General features: G+C 43.6%; 13 protein-coding genes. 9 read left to right on the forward strand and 4 right to left on the reverse strand.

Annotated features, from left to right (window positions below):
• The first annotated feature begins 252 nt into the window (after positions 1-252).
• From NO989_RS20615 to NO989_RS20625, 3 genes are all read left to right on the forward strand, one after another.
• A complete protein-coding gene (locus NO989_RS20615; RefSeq protein ID WP_014949466.1) occupies positions 253-2,775 on the forward strand; it encodes an acylase in 2,523 nt (840 codons plus the stop codon).
• Positions 2,776-2,894: 119 nt separating this feature from the next.
• Positions 2,895-3,941 carry a protease SohB gene (gene sohB / locus NO989_RS20620; protein WP_039227763.1) on the forward strand — a complete coding sequence of 349 codons (1,047 nt, stop codon included), beginning with the start codon at positions 2,895-2,897 and terminating at the stop codon, positions 3,939-3,941.
• A 101-nt stretch (positions 3,942-4,042) separates the two neighbouring features.
• Complete coding sequence (locus tag NO989_RS20625; RefSeq protein ID WP_014949468.1) at positions 4,043-4,666, forward strand: TetR/AcrR family transcriptional regulator; 624 nt, start codon at positions 4,043-4,045, stop codon at positions 4,664-4,666.
• 175 nt (positions 4,667-4,841) lie between these two features.
• Here the strand turns inward: NO989_RS20625 and NO989_RS20630 are convergent, their stop codons facing one another.
• Complete coding sequence (locus NO989_RS20630) at positions 4,842-5,189, reverse strand: hypothetical protein (protein WP_014976552.1); 348 nt, start codon at positions 5,187-5,189, stop codon at positions 4,842-4,844.
• A gap of 230 nt (positions 5,190-5,419) precedes the next feature.
• Here NO989_RS20630 and NO989_RS20635 point away from each other — a divergent pair, with 230 nt between their 5' ends.
• Entirely contained in the window at positions 5,420-6,181 is a 762-nt protein-coding gene (locus NO989_RS20635; RefSeq protein WP_371343127.1) for a Nif3-like dinuclear metal center hexameric protein, read from the forward strand.
• 15 nt (positions 6,182-6,196) lie between these two features.
• Positions 6,197-6,943: a methyltransferase gene (locus tag NO989_RS20640; protein WP_239257537.1), complete on the forward strand. Its 747-nt coding sequence runs from the start codon at positions 6,197-6,199 to the stop codon at positions 6,941-6,943.
• Between the two features lie 93 nt (positions 6,944-7,036).
• Here the strand turns inward: NO989_RS20640 and NO989_RS20645 are convergent, their stop codons facing one another.
• Positions 7,037-8,074: a 2-hydroxyacid dehydrogenase gene (locus NO989_RS20645; RefSeq protein ID WP_371343128.1), complete on the reverse strand. Its 1,038-nt coding sequence runs from the start codon at positions 8,072-8,074 to the stop codon at positions 7,037-7,039.
• 174 nt (positions 8,075-8,248) lie between these two features.
• Positions 8,249-8,734, reverse strand: coding sequence for a glutathione peroxidase (locus NO989_RS20650; protein WP_371343129.1), 486 nt, complete (start codon positions 8,732-8,734; stop codon positions 8,249-8,251).
• An 88-nt stretch (positions 8,735-8,822) separates the two neighbouring features.
• Between NO989_RS20650 and NO989_RS20655 the strand changes: the two genes are divergently transcribed.
• Entirely contained in the window at positions 8,823-9,698 is an 876-nt protein-coding gene (locus NO989_RS20655; protein ID WP_371343130.1) for an NAD(P)-dependent oxidoreductase, read from the forward strand.
• 145 nt (positions 9,699-9,843) lie between these two features.
• Here the strand turns inward: NO989_RS20655 and NO989_RS20660 are convergent, their stop codons facing one another.
• Positions 9,844-11,427, reverse strand: a complete 1,584-nt coding sequence (locus NO989_RS20660; RefSeq protein ID WP_371343132.1) for a response regulator — start codon at positions 11,425-11,427, stop codon at positions 9,844-9,846.
• Between the two features lie 259 nt (positions 11,428-11,686).
• On the opposite strand from NO989_RS20660, the gene NO989_RS20665 reads away from it, so the two are divergent.
• From NO989_RS20665 to NO989_RS20675, 3 genes are all read left to right on the forward strand, one after another.
• Positions 11,687-12,841 carry an acyl-CoA dehydrogenase family protein gene (locus tag NO989_RS20665; RefSeq protein WP_371343131.1) on the forward strand — a complete coding sequence of 385 codons (1,155 nt, stop codon included), beginning with the start codon at positions 11,687-11,689 and terminating at the stop codon, positions 12,839-12,841.
• A 59-nt stretch (positions 12,842-12,900) separates the two neighbouring features.
• Entirely contained in the window at positions 12,901-14,031 is a 1,131-nt protein-coding gene (locus NO989_RS20670) for an enoyl-CoA hydratase/isomerase family protein (protein WP_039227751.1), read from the forward strand.
• Positions 14,032-14,167: 136 nt separating this feature from the next.
• Entirely contained in the window at positions 14,168-15,016 is an 849-nt protein-coding gene (locus tag NO989_RS20675) for a putative RNA methyltransferase (RefSeq protein ID WP_321825463.1), read from the forward strand.
• The last annotated feature ends 90 nt before the right edge of the window (positions 15,017-15,106 follow it).

Below are 15,106 nucleotides of genomic sequence, written 5' to 3' on the forward strand. Positions count from 1 at the left end.
ACTGATATCGGATTTTGAAGCCTTAAAAAGATCGGTCAACCGATCATGAAAATATTCTTAACTGATCGGCATTAGGCGTTATTGCCGGCTTTTTTGTAGAAAAATTATAATGTTGTTTGAATGTTTTCATTTGTTAATGTAGTGTGAATTCAGGTCGGATCAGTTTTACTTATGCTGTAATTAACACCGCTTTGAAGACGCGTGCGGTAAGAGTGGTTGACCTTTTTCATTTATCATTAGGGAACATTTGAGATGATTGACAACACCTTTAACGCTAAACGGACGCTTATTGCGTTATCACTCACTGCACTTCTCGGTGCGTGCGGCGATAACGATAACGACTTTTCTAACGTAGAACAACCAGCGCCCACAACGCCTACGACACCCGAACCAACACCAGCACCAATTCCAGCATTTTCTCCTGACGGTACACTGTCCGCGGATGTTACCTGGACCACCTATGGCGTTCCGCATGTGAAAGCCGATAACCTAGAAAGTATGGCTTACGGTGTGGGTTATGCGTTTGCACGCGATAACCTTTGCGTACTGGCCGACCAGATTGTGAAGTATAACTCTGAGAGAGCTAAGTATTTTGGTCCAGATACTGTACCTGGTAGCGGTGATTCAGAGCACCTTATTAACGATTTCGGTTTTCTTACTCTAGGTATTAGAGAGTTAGCAGAAGAGAACTTGCCTCGGTTGTCTGCTAATTCACGTGCAATGTTTCAAGGCTACACTGCTGGATACAACCGGTACTTAGCTGAAACTCCTGTAGAAGAACAAGATCAAAGCTGTGCTGGCCAACCATGGGTCACTGAAATTGATAGTGTGGATCTATTAACGTACTCATTAGGCGTGGCGCTATTACCTGGGGCCGCTAATTTCTTAGGACCTATGTTTATTGCAGCGCCTGAAGGTGAGAGTTATCTACCTACTCCAGCTGCGTCCTCAAGTGACGTTGCTTCTACGTTTAAGATTTCACCAACGGTAGGTCTGCCTGAAAAAAATCCTCAAGAAATGGGCTCTAATGGTTGGGGGTTAGGCAGCGATAAAACGACCAATGGCAAAGGTATGGTTTTAGGCAATCCGCATTTTCCTCACACAGGAAATCTACGCTTTTGGAATTTTCATGCTCAAGTACCCGGACACTTGAATGTAACAGGTGGCTCGTTGATGGGATTGCCTGGTGCAGTAAATATCGGATTTAACGAAAACGTTGCATGGACACACACCTTCTCGACGGCTGAACATTTTGTTGTGTATCAGCTGACCCTCGACGAAAATGATGAATCTGGCCTTACCCATATGGTTGATGGCAACAGACGCACCATCTATGAAAAGCCACTTCAAATTGATGTCGCAGTGGGTGGAGGGCAAACCATTAAGCTTAATAAGACCGCGTATTACACCAACTACGGTCCAATGATTGAAGTGCCTGGTAACTTTGATTGGAATGGTAATAATGCCTTTGCCATAAAAGACGCAAATCTGCCTAATTTCGATATTGTAGACCATTGGCTTGCCATGAATATGGCGACATCCATGGACGAGTTTAAGCAGGCGTTTAAAGATTACGACGGTGTTATTTTCAATAATACAATGGCTGCCTCTGATGATGGTCAAGTCTTCTACATTGACGATTCAACCGTGCCGAATCTAACCGAAACCGCAATTGAGCAACTAACGACTAACCCGTTACTTATTCAAACTAAAGCAGCTGCTGGCTTTACCGTATTACCGGGTAACATTTCGCAGTTTGATTTCGAAGGACCCGTTCCATACGAAGAAGCGCCTAAGTACGAGGGCACGGATTCAGTTCAAAACTCGAACGACAGCTATTGGTTAACGAATTTAAACTCACCAATTGTTGTAAGCAATCCGCTATTTGGTAGCGTGGAATATCAACAAACACTACGCTCAAGAATGGGTCAACAGTTTATTGAAAACGAAGCGGGAAGTGACGGAACCTTTACGCCAGACGAAGTGGAAGGCTTACTGTTTAATAACAGAAGTTATTTAGCAGAGAATATTTTGCCTTCATTGCTTTCGCTATGCGCCGCGCAAGGTTCAACACCTGTAGATGTAGACGGAACTAGCGTTGATGTTTCACAAGCCTGTGCTGCGTTGGAGGATTGGGATGGCACCATGAACCTTACAAGTACTGGTGCACACGTGTTTAGAGAGTTTGCATTCCAGTTTAACCAAGCGCCACAGTGGGAGACGCCGTTTTCACTAGAATCACCAGTCACTACGCCTTCTGGCTTGATGCAAAATGACGTTACTCTTGAACAATTGGCAAGAGCAACTCAAGTGATTGAGCAAGCTGGTGTCGCATTTGACGCGCCGCTAGGGGACGTTCAGTTTGTTGAGCGAAGCCTGCCAGATGGCACGGCGTCTGGTATCAAACTACCATGGGCTGGTGCACACAATATTGAAGGTGGCTTTAACGTGTTTGACGTTATAAGCAACAGGAACGGTACGTTGCTTCCACGTCATAACTACGAGCCTGTGAATAGTAACACCATAATGAGTGCAGAAGCTGAAGGCTACCATATTAACTATGGCACCAGTTGGGCTATGGTTATTAACTTCACTGATGAAGGCCCCAAGGGACGGGGTATTCTGACCTACTCACAATCTCGCAAGTATGGCAGTGAACATTTCTTAGACCAAACTCAGCTTTATTCTACGCAGCCTACGCTAAGAGATATCTTCTTTACTGACGAGGAGATAGAGGCTAACAAGATAGAGCAAGTTACCCTATCGTCAGAATAAGATGAGACTGGTATTATAACGTAATTAGCAAAGCGGCGTTGCTTTTCACAAAGCAAGGCCGCTATTTACGTTGTGGGTAAACATCGACGCTTACCCGTTTATTTTACTAGGAGTAAAGTTTGGAGTTTTTGTACGAGTACGGTTTGTTTGTTGCCAAGGCAGTAACGCTAGTTATCGCTTTTATTGTGGTTGTATCTACCATTGTTGGCTTAGCGAGTAAGCAAAAGCATGGGAAAGGGCAACTTGAAATCGTGTCTATTTCTGAGCAGTTGAAAGACATTACAAATTACGCGAAACAGGTTCTGTTAGATAAAAATGCGTTAAAGAAATTAGCCAAGGAACAGAAAAAAGAAGCGAAAGCTAAAAATAAAGCAAAAAACAAAGCCAAAATCACAGAACAGGGCGAAGAGTCTGAGAAGTCCCGTCTTTATGTCATCGACTTTAAAGGTTCGATGGACGCCAATGAAGTGGAACACTTACGAGAAGAAATTACCGCTATCTTATGTGTAGCAAATAAAGAAGACGAAGTCTTGGTTCGACTTGAAAGTGGTGGGGGTGTTGTACACGGCTATGGACTTGCAGCGTCTCAACTTCAGCGTATCAAGGAAAAGGGTCTTAAACTAACGATTGCGGTAGATAAAGTGGCGGCAAGCGGTGGTTACATGATGGCTTGTGTTGCAGACAAATTACTGGCGTCTCAATTTGCTTACATTGGCAGCATAGGCGTTTTAGCTCAGTTGCCTAACTTCAATAAACTATTGAAGAAAAATGATATTGAGTTTGAACAACACACAGCTGGTGAATTCAAGCGTACTCTAACCGTATTTGGTGAGAACAACGATGAAGGCCGCGCGAAATTTAAAGAAGAAATTGAAGAGATTCATGTACTGTTCAAAGACTTCGTTCAAAGCCAGCGTCCAGATATGGACATCGATAAAGTCGCCACAGGCGAGTATTGGCCAGGTATTAAAGCTAAGTCGCTTGGCTTAATTGACGACATCACAACCTCAGATGACTATATTCTTTCTCATTATCCCGCACGCGAAATATTTAGTGTTAAGTATGCTGTGAAGAAAAATGTAGCAGAGAAACTGGGGATGTCTGCAGCAAATGTTGTTGAGCGCGTGTTTATGAAATCAATGAGCAAAGCGCGTCACTGGTTTTAATAGCGACAATTTGTCTGTGTTGATAATTCAGGACCGATAAAACGATTGTTAACACAGACGTACGTTAAATTTTTAACCTACAAAAAGATAATAAAAAGAATATGGCACGGCATACTAAAACCGATATATTAGATGCGGCAGAGTACTTATTTTCTCAAAGCGGGTTTACTCAAACATCCATGCGCGAGATTACTGCCAGAGCAGAAGTGAATTTGGCGTCGGTGAACTATCACTTCGGCAGTAAGAAGAATTTAATTCAAGCCGTGTTTAAAAGGTACTTTGATCACCTAATGCCGCAGGTAGAGTCTTGCTTGGCGTCTTTGACACCTATGGAAGGTGCGAAGGGCGTTGAGCAACTCTTGTATTCGTTGATCCCTCCTATGCTTAACCTCAACACCATTTCAGAGCAGGGTACTTCCACGTTTGTTAAGTTGCTAGGACGTGGCTACAACGAAACTCAGGGGCATTTGCGTAAGTTCTTAATGAATGATTACGGTGATTGTATCCGTGCACTTGTCGACGCTATAAGGCGCTGTCTTCCTGATCTACCTGAGGAAGAACTATTCTGGCGCTTGCATTTTGCGATGGGAAGTTTTGTATTTTCAATGGCGTCGAGCCAAGCGCTAACAGAAATAGCTGAGTCTGACTTTCACAAGCATGTCGATATTAAAGAAGTTATCCAGCACCTAGTTCCATTCGTAGCTCAAGGGCTAGCAGGCAAATAATCCAAGCGCGCTCGTTAAATACTCAGTTGAGAAAGAGTGGTAAGCTATTATTATTTCATAATAAATAGTGAAGGGGTCACATAACATAAGTGCCTCAACGACACTTACGGTATGCGACATTTATTGCGTTTTTACACCAGTAGCTAAACTAGATATTAAATCAGGTTATGCAAAATTATCGAGGAAGGGTTGCGCCAGGCGCCTCTGCATTGAGCTTTTCTGCCCAGAAATCCTTTACCGAAAATCCTGACTTTTTGGATGAAGGTGCCTTTTTCTTCGCTGGTTTCGCTGCGGCTTTTGCCTCTTTCTTTGGCGCTTTTTTCTCTTCGCTTTCACTCGTGGCGTCAGAAGAGCCAGAAGCTAACGATGCTGTCATCTCTTGAAGCTGTGCTAAACGGACGTTCTTACCGCCATCTACACTGTACCAACCACTTTTGCTCTCAATAGATGGTGCTTTGCCGTTCGCCTTTTTATAAGCTTCGGTAAATGCTGCTACCACTTCGTCTTTGTCTAAGTTTGCCATGCTTTTTTGCTCTTTATTTTGTTAAGATGACGAACGCTATGCGACGTATGTAATTGCTATAACGCTGAGAAAAACTCGCCCAGCGTAACGACCAAGCCAGCAAGTGTCGCAAAACTAAAATTGGATCTACTCACCACTCATAATTGTCTAATTACAGGTATAATGCTAAACGTTCGCGTCTTTTTATAACGTTTTTTGAACAATTTGTCTAACTTTCAACCGGAGGACTTGTGTCTATTACCCGCCTAGAACTACAAAATTATCTTGATGGAATGTTAAGGGTTAGCGAGATCAGTGATTATTGCCCCAATGGATTACAGGTAGAGGGCGCAAGTAAAATTGAGAAGATAGTTACCGGTGTAACTGCGTCACAAGCACTCGTTGATGCCGCCATAGAAGCTAAGGCAGATGCGCTAATTGTTCACCATGGTTATTTTTGGAAAGGTGAGTTACAAGTGATTGCGGGCATGAAAAAGCGCCGCCTTCAAGCGCTACTGTCAAATGATATCAATTTGTTTGCTTATCACCTTCCACTGGATGTACACCCTGAATTTGGCAACAACCGACAACTTGCATCGCTATTAGGCATTCAAAATATAAGTGCGGTGAGCGGTGTGAAGCCTGTTGGCGTTGTTATGCACGGAAATTTTGAAGAAGAAATTGAAGGGTCAGCGTTACAGGTTAAATTACAGAAGTTGCTGGGGAGAGACGTGCTGATTGAGGGGCCTGTATCAAAACCTATATCGAAGCTTGCTTGGTGCACGGGAGGTGGACAAGGGTTCATCGAACAAGCGGTTGAACTGGGCGTCGATGCATTTATTACCGGAGAAGTGTCTGAACAAACTGTACACACGGCAAGGGAAATGGGGATAACTTTTTTTGCTGCTGGTCATCATGCTACTGAACGCTACGGTGTGAAATCCTTAGGAGAGCACATTGGGCAGCAATTCGACGTGCCTGTCGAGTTTATTGATATTGACAATCCTGCTTAGCGATGACTGTAGTATATGAATAACGATCGTATCTTCGATGGTATTGCAGAAAAATTCTCAAGCAATATATATGGCACTACTAAGGGAAAGCTCAGGCACACCTTATTATGTGATGTTCTCGAGCCTTATTTAACCACGCCTGTTCGCGCTATTGAAATAGGCGGGGGTACAGGTGTTATGACAGCGCATATTGCTTCTAAAGGGCATTCTGTTGTGTTAACTGACGCGTCGAGGGATGTACTTAAACAAGCTGAGACACTGCTTGCAGATGCACCAAATATTACAATTAGGCATCAATATTTGCAGCAGATTGAGGATTTAGACAGTTTTGATTTAGTGATTTGTCACGCGGTTTTAGAGTGGCTGGATGCGCCCTTTGATGCTATCGACTTTATGTATAAAAACATGAAGCCAGGGTCCCGTTTAAGCCTAAGCTTTTTCAACCAAGATGCGAATTTGTTTGCCAATGCTATCTACGGCAATTTTGATTACATCGCGAAAGGGATGAAAGTTAAAAAGCAAGTTAGACTGAATCCAAAACAGCCGTTAAGTGCAACCCGCGTGGTTGAACATTGTGAATCATTGGGTTTCAAAATTATCGAAAAAGCAGGCATTCGTTGTTTCCATGATTACATGCGAGATATAACCCATCAAAGCAGCAAATTTGATGACTTACTTGCGCTAGAGCGGCAGTATCATAGGCAAGCGCCTTACCTTTGGTTAGGAAAATATTTTCAGCTGATTCTAGAAAAAGAGAAATAGAAAAAGCCAGTAAAAAAGAGTTTGTTGGATTTTTACGTGGCGGACTACATAGGGTTATGAGCGCGCTAATACGTAGATAGTTGTAGTGACGCCTTAGAGCGCGTTCTCACCCGTCATAATATTATTGACCGTGATTTTTGCGATTTCCTCTAAGGCTTCGAGCGTGAAGAACCCTTGGTGGCCCGTTATTAAAACGTTCGGAAACGTAGTTAAGCGCTGAAAAATATCATCCTGAATTATGTCTTGTGAATGATCGCTAAAAAACAGTTCGGATTCTCTTTCGTAGACATCTAGCCCTAAATATCCAATTTTTTTCGACTTAAGCCCTTTAATGATGGCATTGTCATCGACGAGCCCGCCTCTTGACGTATTAATTAGCATGACGCCTTGAGGCATTTTATCAATACTCTTAGCATTGATTATATGATGACTCTGTTCGTTGAGCGGGCAGTGCAGGGTAACTATAACGCTTTTTTCAAGTAGTTCATTTAGCGTTACATAATGGGCTCCCATTGCGGTTACATCACTATTTGGATGCGGATCGAAGCAAAGCACATGACATCCAAACCCCAATAGTATGCGAATAACCGCTTGCCCAATCTTTCCTGTGCCAATTACCCCTACGGTTTTACCGTGAAGCGTAAAGCCCATCAATCCTCCAAGATTGAAGTTGCCTTCGCGTACTCGGTTGTATGCTTTATGTGTTTTTCGGTTCAACGTAAGGATTAGCGCAACTGTATGTTCAGCTACGGTTTCAGGGCTATAAGCGGGTACGCGGCTTACAGTGATACCTGCCTTTGCTGCTGCATCAACATCAACATTGTTGAAGCCAGCGCAGCGAAGCGCAATGTGTTTAACCCCACAGTGTTTTAGAACTTCAATGGTTTTCCTATTAATGTCGTCATTTACAAACACAACAACATCGCTGAATCCACAGCAACACGCGGTTGAAGCGTTCAGTGGGTGTTCAAAAAATGTGGCATTGATGGTTTTGTCACTAGCACCGTTTAATGTTTCCAGCAATTCAGAAAACAGAGCGTGTTCATAAGAGCGAGTACTAAAAAAAGCGATGTTTTTGTGTTGTTGGTCGCTGAGGTTATCGTGCGCTTTTTTACGTGCAGAGGTATTCATTTTAGTACCCAGTTAAGTCACTTAGACGGCAAAAAATTACCACATTCACATTCAAACTACATAGATGTAGATCAATAAATCTAGCGGGATGTATTGAGCACTAACGCATTAGGTATATTTCAAAACGCTCGTTCACTGCCGCCATGCCGGCGGCTATCTAAACTGCAAAGCGTACTAATGCGCTGATAAAAGCTTAGCGATGTCTTTCTCAATGGCTTCTGGTTTTACAGTAGGCGCATAACGTTTTAGCACCTTGCCTTGAGCATTAACTAAGAACTTAGTGAAGTTCCATTTTATACGTTTTGTGCCAAGAAGACCGGGGGCTTCGTTTTTCAATTCCTCAAAGAGCGGATTGGCATCTGGACCATTTACATTTGTTTTCTTAAATAATGGGAATGAAACGCCAAAATTAAGGCTACAAAATTGCGCAATATCTTCGTCGCTACCTGGCTCTTGATGTCCGAACTGATCGCAGGGAAATCCTAAAATTTCAAAGCCCTTATCGTTGTATTTTTTATGGAGCGACTCTAGTCCTTCATATTGAGGAGTAAAGCCACATTTGCTTGCCGTATTAACAATAAGTAATACCTTACCCTTGTATTGTTCAAGGGTAGTTTGTTCACCGTTGTTCAACGTAATAGCGTGTTCATAGAGCGCCAAAATTATTTTCCTATATTTTTGTTGTTGTTAAGTCTGTTACTCTTAGGTAATCCAACCATCTTTGTTAAGTATCTAGAGTATATTTTGTATGAGTAATTTGAAAGTGAGTTTTTTGGGCTTGGGTGTAATGGGCTATCCTATGGCAGGGCACTTGAGCAAAGCTGGCTATTCGGTCACTGTTTATAATCGTACCTCTCAAAAGGCGCAGGATTGGCTTTCAACCTATAACACTGGTGACGCTAAAGTCAGTGCTAGCAATACCGTTGCGCAGGCGTGTGAAGGCGCTGACATCGTATTTATGTGTGTGGGTAACGACAATGATGTAAGAGATGTGGGCACACAGGCGTTAGCAGTGATGAAGACGGGCAGTGTGCTGGTCGATCATACGACTGCATCAGCAGATATTGCCAGAGAACTATATAAAAGCTGCCAAGATAAGCAAGTTGGCTTCTTGGATGCACCAGTTTCTGGTGGCCAGGCTGGGGCTGAGAATGGGCAGCTGACCATTATGGTGGGCGGCGATGAAGACGTATACAGCAAGGTTGAGCCGGTAATGGCACATTATGCACGACACAGTCAGTTACTTGGTAAGAGTGGCAGCGGTCAACTAGCAAAAATGATGAATCAGATTTGTATTGCCGGCATTGTACAAGGCTTGGCTGAAGCACTACATTTTGGCCAGCGTGCTGGGCTTGATTGTAATGCGGTTGTCGATGTTATTAGCAAAGGCGCAGCTCAGTCGTGGCAGATGGAAAACAGAGCCAGCACGATGCTAAATAACAGCTTTGATTTTGGTTTTGCTGTTGATTGGATGCGTAAAGACTTAAGTATTGCATTGGATGAAGCGCGTAAGAACGGTTCGACTTTGGCGCTAACGGCACTTGTTGATCAATATTATGCAGATGTTCAAAAGCTTGGTGGCGGCCGTTGGGATACATCGAGTTTGCTTACCCGACTCAAATAACGCTAACAGACTAACAAGAATAAAAGGCCCGCTGGTTTACAGTAAAATGTACTAAACAGCGAAAAACAGTGGCGTTCTGGAAGCGGTGCGTTGTTATCCATAACGCAGGTTATGGATGTTGCTTTAGTCATTTGCTAATTAAACATTACAGCGCCTGTTCTTGAGCAGATAGCGTAAGCTGTTCCAAACGGGCCTTGTTAACGTCATTCAAGGGGAGTGACATTATCTTGTCGAGTAGCTGTCTGACGTTAAATTTTCGGTAAACACCTGTGTCTGACTCAATCATGCACTGAAGAAGGTTTAAGCCAAATGCTGCGGTATCGGGGGAGAGTTGGAAAGCATCATAAAAATGCCTCATTGCCTTGTTGAATAAGCCTTCGATAAAGAGTTGTGTGCCGGCCTCGTTTATAGAAATGGCCTGTTCGCGATTTAAACCTAACCTTTCTCCACCCGAAAAAATCAGCTCGTCATTCATAACCTGTTCTGAAATAGCTTGTAACTCTGCGTTTTTGCGCTTAGCCATCAAGAGTAACTCACCAGCTTTGCGTTCATCTCCAAGACCGTGATGTACTTTTGCGGCAATAACGAGGATAGACGGCTCAGTGCGAAGGTAGTTGTCGAAGTAGTCGCTTTCAAGCAAATGTGCTGCTTTTTCTAAGTCGCCGTCCAGCACAGCCGAGAAAGCCAAAAGGTAGTCTCTTTTTTGTAAAGTCTGCGGGTCGCCCTGACTTCTTCCGGCAATGCCTACTAATTTTCTAGCCTGAGACAAGCTTTCTTTTCTATTGGTTTCAGGCGACTCTTCTGCAAGAAACAAATAGAACTCAGCGAGCTCAAACGTAAAGTCATTGAACCTGTCTTTTGCACTGCGATGCATAGCCCGTTTCTTCTGTAAGAGATCGATGGCTTCTACAACCTTATCCTGCTTTTGATAGGCAATGGTTTTTAACTTTGCAGCCGGTAGGCTTAATTCACTAAACTTAATTTCATTTAAGTATTTTTCTACTTGATCGTAGGAGTCTTGTTCAAATGATATGGATGCAAGCCATTCAAATGCCTTGTCGCGAGCCAAGCTAGAGTTAACCATTTGGCTCAAATGGCTTTTGCAATGTGGCCATTGACCCGAAGCGTACTGGCACTTTACTTTTCCCCATTGTGCCCAAAGGACTTTGTCAGAGCGGGTTAACACGTCGTCATAAATACTCAACGCTCGTTGTAAATCACCATTCTCAAAAAGAAGACGCGCATAAAGCTTTCTAATTTCAGCAACAAGCCGAGGAGGAATGCCTTCGGTGATCTTAGCTCTAACGACACTAATTGCTCGGTCAAGTTGTTTGTTATCCAGCGCGTGCAATACGTTTTTAACAAAGTCTCGATAACTTAAGTAATGGTTAATTTGGCGGGTTAGTGAAGCAATGGTGTATGGCTTAATAAGCAAAACGTCAGGCTGTAAATCCATTATACGGCCAATAATTTGCGGTGAGCGATCAGACGTTAAGAAAATAATGCCTGTGCTAGGTCTTATAAAGCCTGCCTCTCTTAAACTCTGGATCCATTCCACGCCTGTTTTGCCTTGACCTAGGTGATAGTCCATTAACAGGAGTTCAAAGTTTTGCTTTTTAAGTGCCGCTTTCAGTTCTACACCAGATGCAAAGCTACTTACCGATAAGTTAGCAATTGACATTAAATGTCCTCGAAGCGCAGTCCGAGCAGTAGCATTGTCTTCTACTATAGCTATTCTGAATTCCACGGCGACCAAACAAGGTTTACTTACATCAACCTAGCTTATCAGCGGCGAGATAAAAGTGCATTATTAAAAAGGATAACTTTTTTCTGCTTCGTGCTGGAGTCTATAAAGAAACAGCATTTCTCGTCACAAAATATTTACGTTAACCCTCAATGTTTTTGAATAAAAATTTACCTTTACGTTTACGTAAGGGGTAAGTATTGGTTATTGTAGTTCAAAAGCAAATCAATTGAGGGTATGCCTAATGAATTTTGAATTAACCGATGATCAGTTAGCCTTTGAAGACACCGCCCGTCAATTCGCTCAGCAAGAGCTAGCACCTAACGCCGCTATGTGGGATAGAGAACATCACTTCCCAGTAGAAGCATTAAAGAAAGCGGGTGAATTGGGCTTCTGTGGATTGTATGCGCCTGAGGGTGCAGGTGGGCTGGGTTTATCCAGGCTAGATTCCTCCATAATCTTCGAGCAGCTTTCAATGGGATGTACCACGACTACAGCTATGTTAACCATACATAACATGGCAACGTGGATGATTGCCACTTGGGGCACCAGTGAAGTTAAAGATATGTGGTGTGACCAACTGGTAACCGGTGACAAGCTGGCATCATATTGCCTAACCGAGCCTGGCGCTGGTTCTGATGCAGCGTCGCTAAAAACAAAGGCGACGAAAGCTGACGGTGGGTATGTCCTTAACGGGTCTAAGGTGTTTATCTCTGGTGCTGGCAGTACGGATGTTCTTGTTGTAATGGCGCGTACGGGGGAAGATGGTCCTAAGGGCGTATCTGCATTCGCGGTTCCGGCTAATGCCGACGGGATTGAGTACGGTAAAGCCGAAGAAAAAATGGGGTGGAATGCACAGCCCACTCGTATGATCACGTTCGATAACGTGAAATTAGATGCTAGTTGGTTACTTGGCGAGGAAGGACAAGGCTTTAAAATGGCCATGCAAGGGCTTGATGGCGGCCGAATTAATATTGCAACTTGCTCGGTAGGAACTGCACAGCAGGCGCTAAACGTTGCGCGTGACTACATGAATGAACGTGAGCAGTTTGGTAAACCTATTGCAGGTTTCCAGGCATTACAGTTTAAATTAGCTGATATGGCTACTGAACTTGTCGCAGCGAGACAAATGGTACGTATGGCGGCTTGTAAGCTGGATAATAACGACCCAGACAAAACCACCTATTGCGCTATGGCGAAAAGGTACGCGACAGATGTTGGTTTCAATGTATGTAACGATGCACTTCAGCTACACGGCGGGTACGGTTATATCAAAGAATATCCGTTGGAGCGTCACTTCAGAGATGTTCGCGTACATCAAATATTGGAAGGCACCAATGAAATTATGCGCGTTATCATTGGTAGACGTTTGCTGTCAGATGAGAGAAGTGTACTGTAGTACACTTCGCTAACGAACTAATTCAGGCACGATTTAATGGACTATGGGAAGGAGTGAAAATGACAGATGTGGAATCGGTAGTCATTGTTGATGAAATCAAGACGTCTAGCAACGACTACACAATAGGCCGTTTAACGCTTAACAAGCCAAAGGCATTAAATGCATTGGATTTGGAAATGGCTAGCATCATGCTTGACGCGCTTCAGCGATGGCAGTCTCGCAACGATATCGTAGCTGTTGTGATCGATGCTGCTGGCGAGAAGGCATTTTGCGCCGGTGGTGACATAGTGTCTATGTACAAATCGATGGTGGAAGCTAATGGGCAAATTCCAGCTTTCTTAGAAACATTTTTCGAAACTGAGTACACGCTAGATTATACTATTCACAATTACAGTAAGCCTATTGTTGTATGGGGCAGTGGTATTGTTATGGGCGGTGGCATGGGACTTCTATGCGGTGCAAGCCATCGAATAGTAACCGAAACCTCTCGTCTTGCTATGCCGGAAATTACGATAGGTTTGTACCCGGACGTAGGCGGAAGCTATTTTCTACCTCGCTTACCAGGTAAAGCAGGTCTCTTCCTAGGTTTAACAGGCGGCCAAATGAATGGCTCCGATGCTTGCTTTGTAGGGCTTGCAGACAGTTTGCTGGCGAGTACCGAAAAAGACACTTTGCTTAATACCCTCGTAGAATACACGTGGGAAAAGACCGACAGCGAAAGTTTGGCTTCTAGTGTTTCGCACATTATCGACACAATGAAAACGCCAGAAGAACTTCCCAATGGCAACGTTGAGCCGAATATGGCACTTATTAATGACTTGTGTTCGGCTGACAATGTTACCGACGTAGTTCATGCCATTCTTAACGCAGACATGAGTGAGAATAAGTGGTTACAGAGAGCGCAAAGCACTCTAGCCAAAGGTTCTCCTATCACTATGCATTTGGTTTTCGAGCAATGTAAGAAAGGTGCGAATATGACGTTGGCTGACTGTTTTAGAATGGAAGCTGATATGTCCTGTCGATGTGGAGAAAGTGGTGAGTTCCAAGAGGGGGTAAGAGCGCTTTTGATTGATAAAGACATGTCACCACAGTGGAAATACAAAACAGTAGATGAAGTGCCGCAAAGCGCAATAGCACATTTCTTCACTTCGCCATGGGCTGAAGAGCAACATCCATTGGCAAAGTTGTAGTGTAAAAGTTCTCCAAATAAGCACGAAAGCGCCCAGTATTAGTGTTAACTCGGCGTGTGATGTTGTTACGCTTATTGCCGTAAAGGTGTCGGGTTTGATATCCTTTACGGCAAATTCTCAGTAAAAAGAACCTGTCATGTGGCACTGCCCACTTTGTAAACTCCCTATCTCATTACATACAACGCCTATTCGCTGCGAAAATAACCATACCTTCGATAAAGCGAAATCTGGTTACGTTAACCTTTTGCCCGTTCAATTTAAAAAATCGAAACTTCCGGGTGACGACAAAGCAATGGTGAGAGCCAGAAGGGAATTCCATCAATTAAATGCCTATAAGCCGTTGAAAGATAAATTAGTGACGCTGGTGGAAAAGGTACTAAATGAAACGGCAACCAATGACGAAGCATCAAAGAATGCCATAAAGGTTTATGACGCGGGTTGTGGTGAGGGGAGTTACTTGGATGCGATGGTACAAGGACTTTCAGCGAGTGGTTTAAAGGTTGAAGGAGCAGGTAGCGATATCGCCAAAATCGCAATAGAGCTGGCAGCTAAAGCGTACAAACAAGCACAGTTCGTTGTTGCTAGCAGTTTCGATTTACCCCTAAGCGGTAACTCGCAAGATGTGATGATTCAGGTTTTCGCACCTGGAAGTAATGAAGAATATGTGAGGGCTCTTAAAAACAATGGCCTTTTAGTGACGGTCGATCCTGCGCCTGAACACCTGTTTGAGCTTAAACAGCAGGTGTACGACAATCCAAGACAGCATGAAATCGACAACCAAGAACGAGATGGGCTTACACGGGTTTACAATGAATGTTTTTCCTTTCCTATCCATTTCGAAAGCGAAGAACATGCGCTGGCACTTATCAGAATGACGCCGTTTTACTGGAAACTGCCAAACGGCAAAATCGATGAGATTGTTGAAACGTTGAAAAGCGTAACTGCAGACTTCCATATTCAGCTATGGCAAAAAACACCACAGTAATATCTAATACCAGTCCGCATAGATCATTACCCACTCAGCGAGAGTTAAAATGTTCGTAATCGCGGCGTGTTACCGCAGGTATAGTGGTTC

The organism is Alteromonas sp. DY56-G5 (genome assembly GCF_041414725.1).
GTDB lineage: Bacteria > Pseudomonadota > Gammaproteobacteria > Enterobacterales > Alteromonadaceae > Alteromonas > Alteromonas macleodii.

What these genes read in the sequence shown, in the direction of transcription:
- NO989_RS20675 (WP_321825463.1), top strand. Translation starts at nt 14,168, where the DNA reads ATGTGGCACTGCCCACTTTGTAAACTCCCTATCTCATTACATACAACG.
- NO989_RS20645 (WP_371343128.1), bottom strand. Translation starts at nt 8,074, where the DNA reads ATGAATACCTCTGCACGTAAAAAAGCGCACGATAACCTCAGCGACCAA.
- NO989_RS20615 (WP_014949466.1), top strand. Translation starts at nt 253, where the DNA reads ATGATTGACAACACCTTTAACGCTAAACGGACGCTTATTGCGTTATCA.
- NO989_RS20655 (WP_371343130.1), top strand. Translation starts at nt 8,823, where the DNA reads ATGAGTAATTTGAAAGTGAGTTTTTTGGGCTTGGGTGTAATGGGCTAT.
- NO989_RS20640 (WP_239257537.1), top strand. Translation starts at nt 6,197, where the DNA reads ATGAATAACGATCGTATCTTCGATGGTATTGCAGAAAAATTCTCAAGC.
- NO989_RS20670 (WP_039227751.1), top strand. Translation starts at nt 12,901, where the DNA reads ATGACAGATGTGGAATCGGTAGTCATTGTTGATGAAATCAAGACGTCT.
- NO989_RS20665 (WP_371343131.1), top strand. Translation starts at nt 11,687, where the DNA reads ATGAATTTTGAATTAACCGATGATCAGTTAGCCTTTGAAGACACCGCC.
- NO989_RS20625 (WP_014949468.1), top strand. Translation starts at nt 4,043, where the DNA reads ATGGCACGGCATACTAAAACCGATATATTAGATGCGGCAGAGTACTTA.
- NO989_RS20630 (WP_014976552.1), bottom strand. Translation starts at nt 5,189, where the DNA reads ATGGCAAACTTAGACAAAGACGAAGTGGTAGCAGCATTTACCGAAGCT.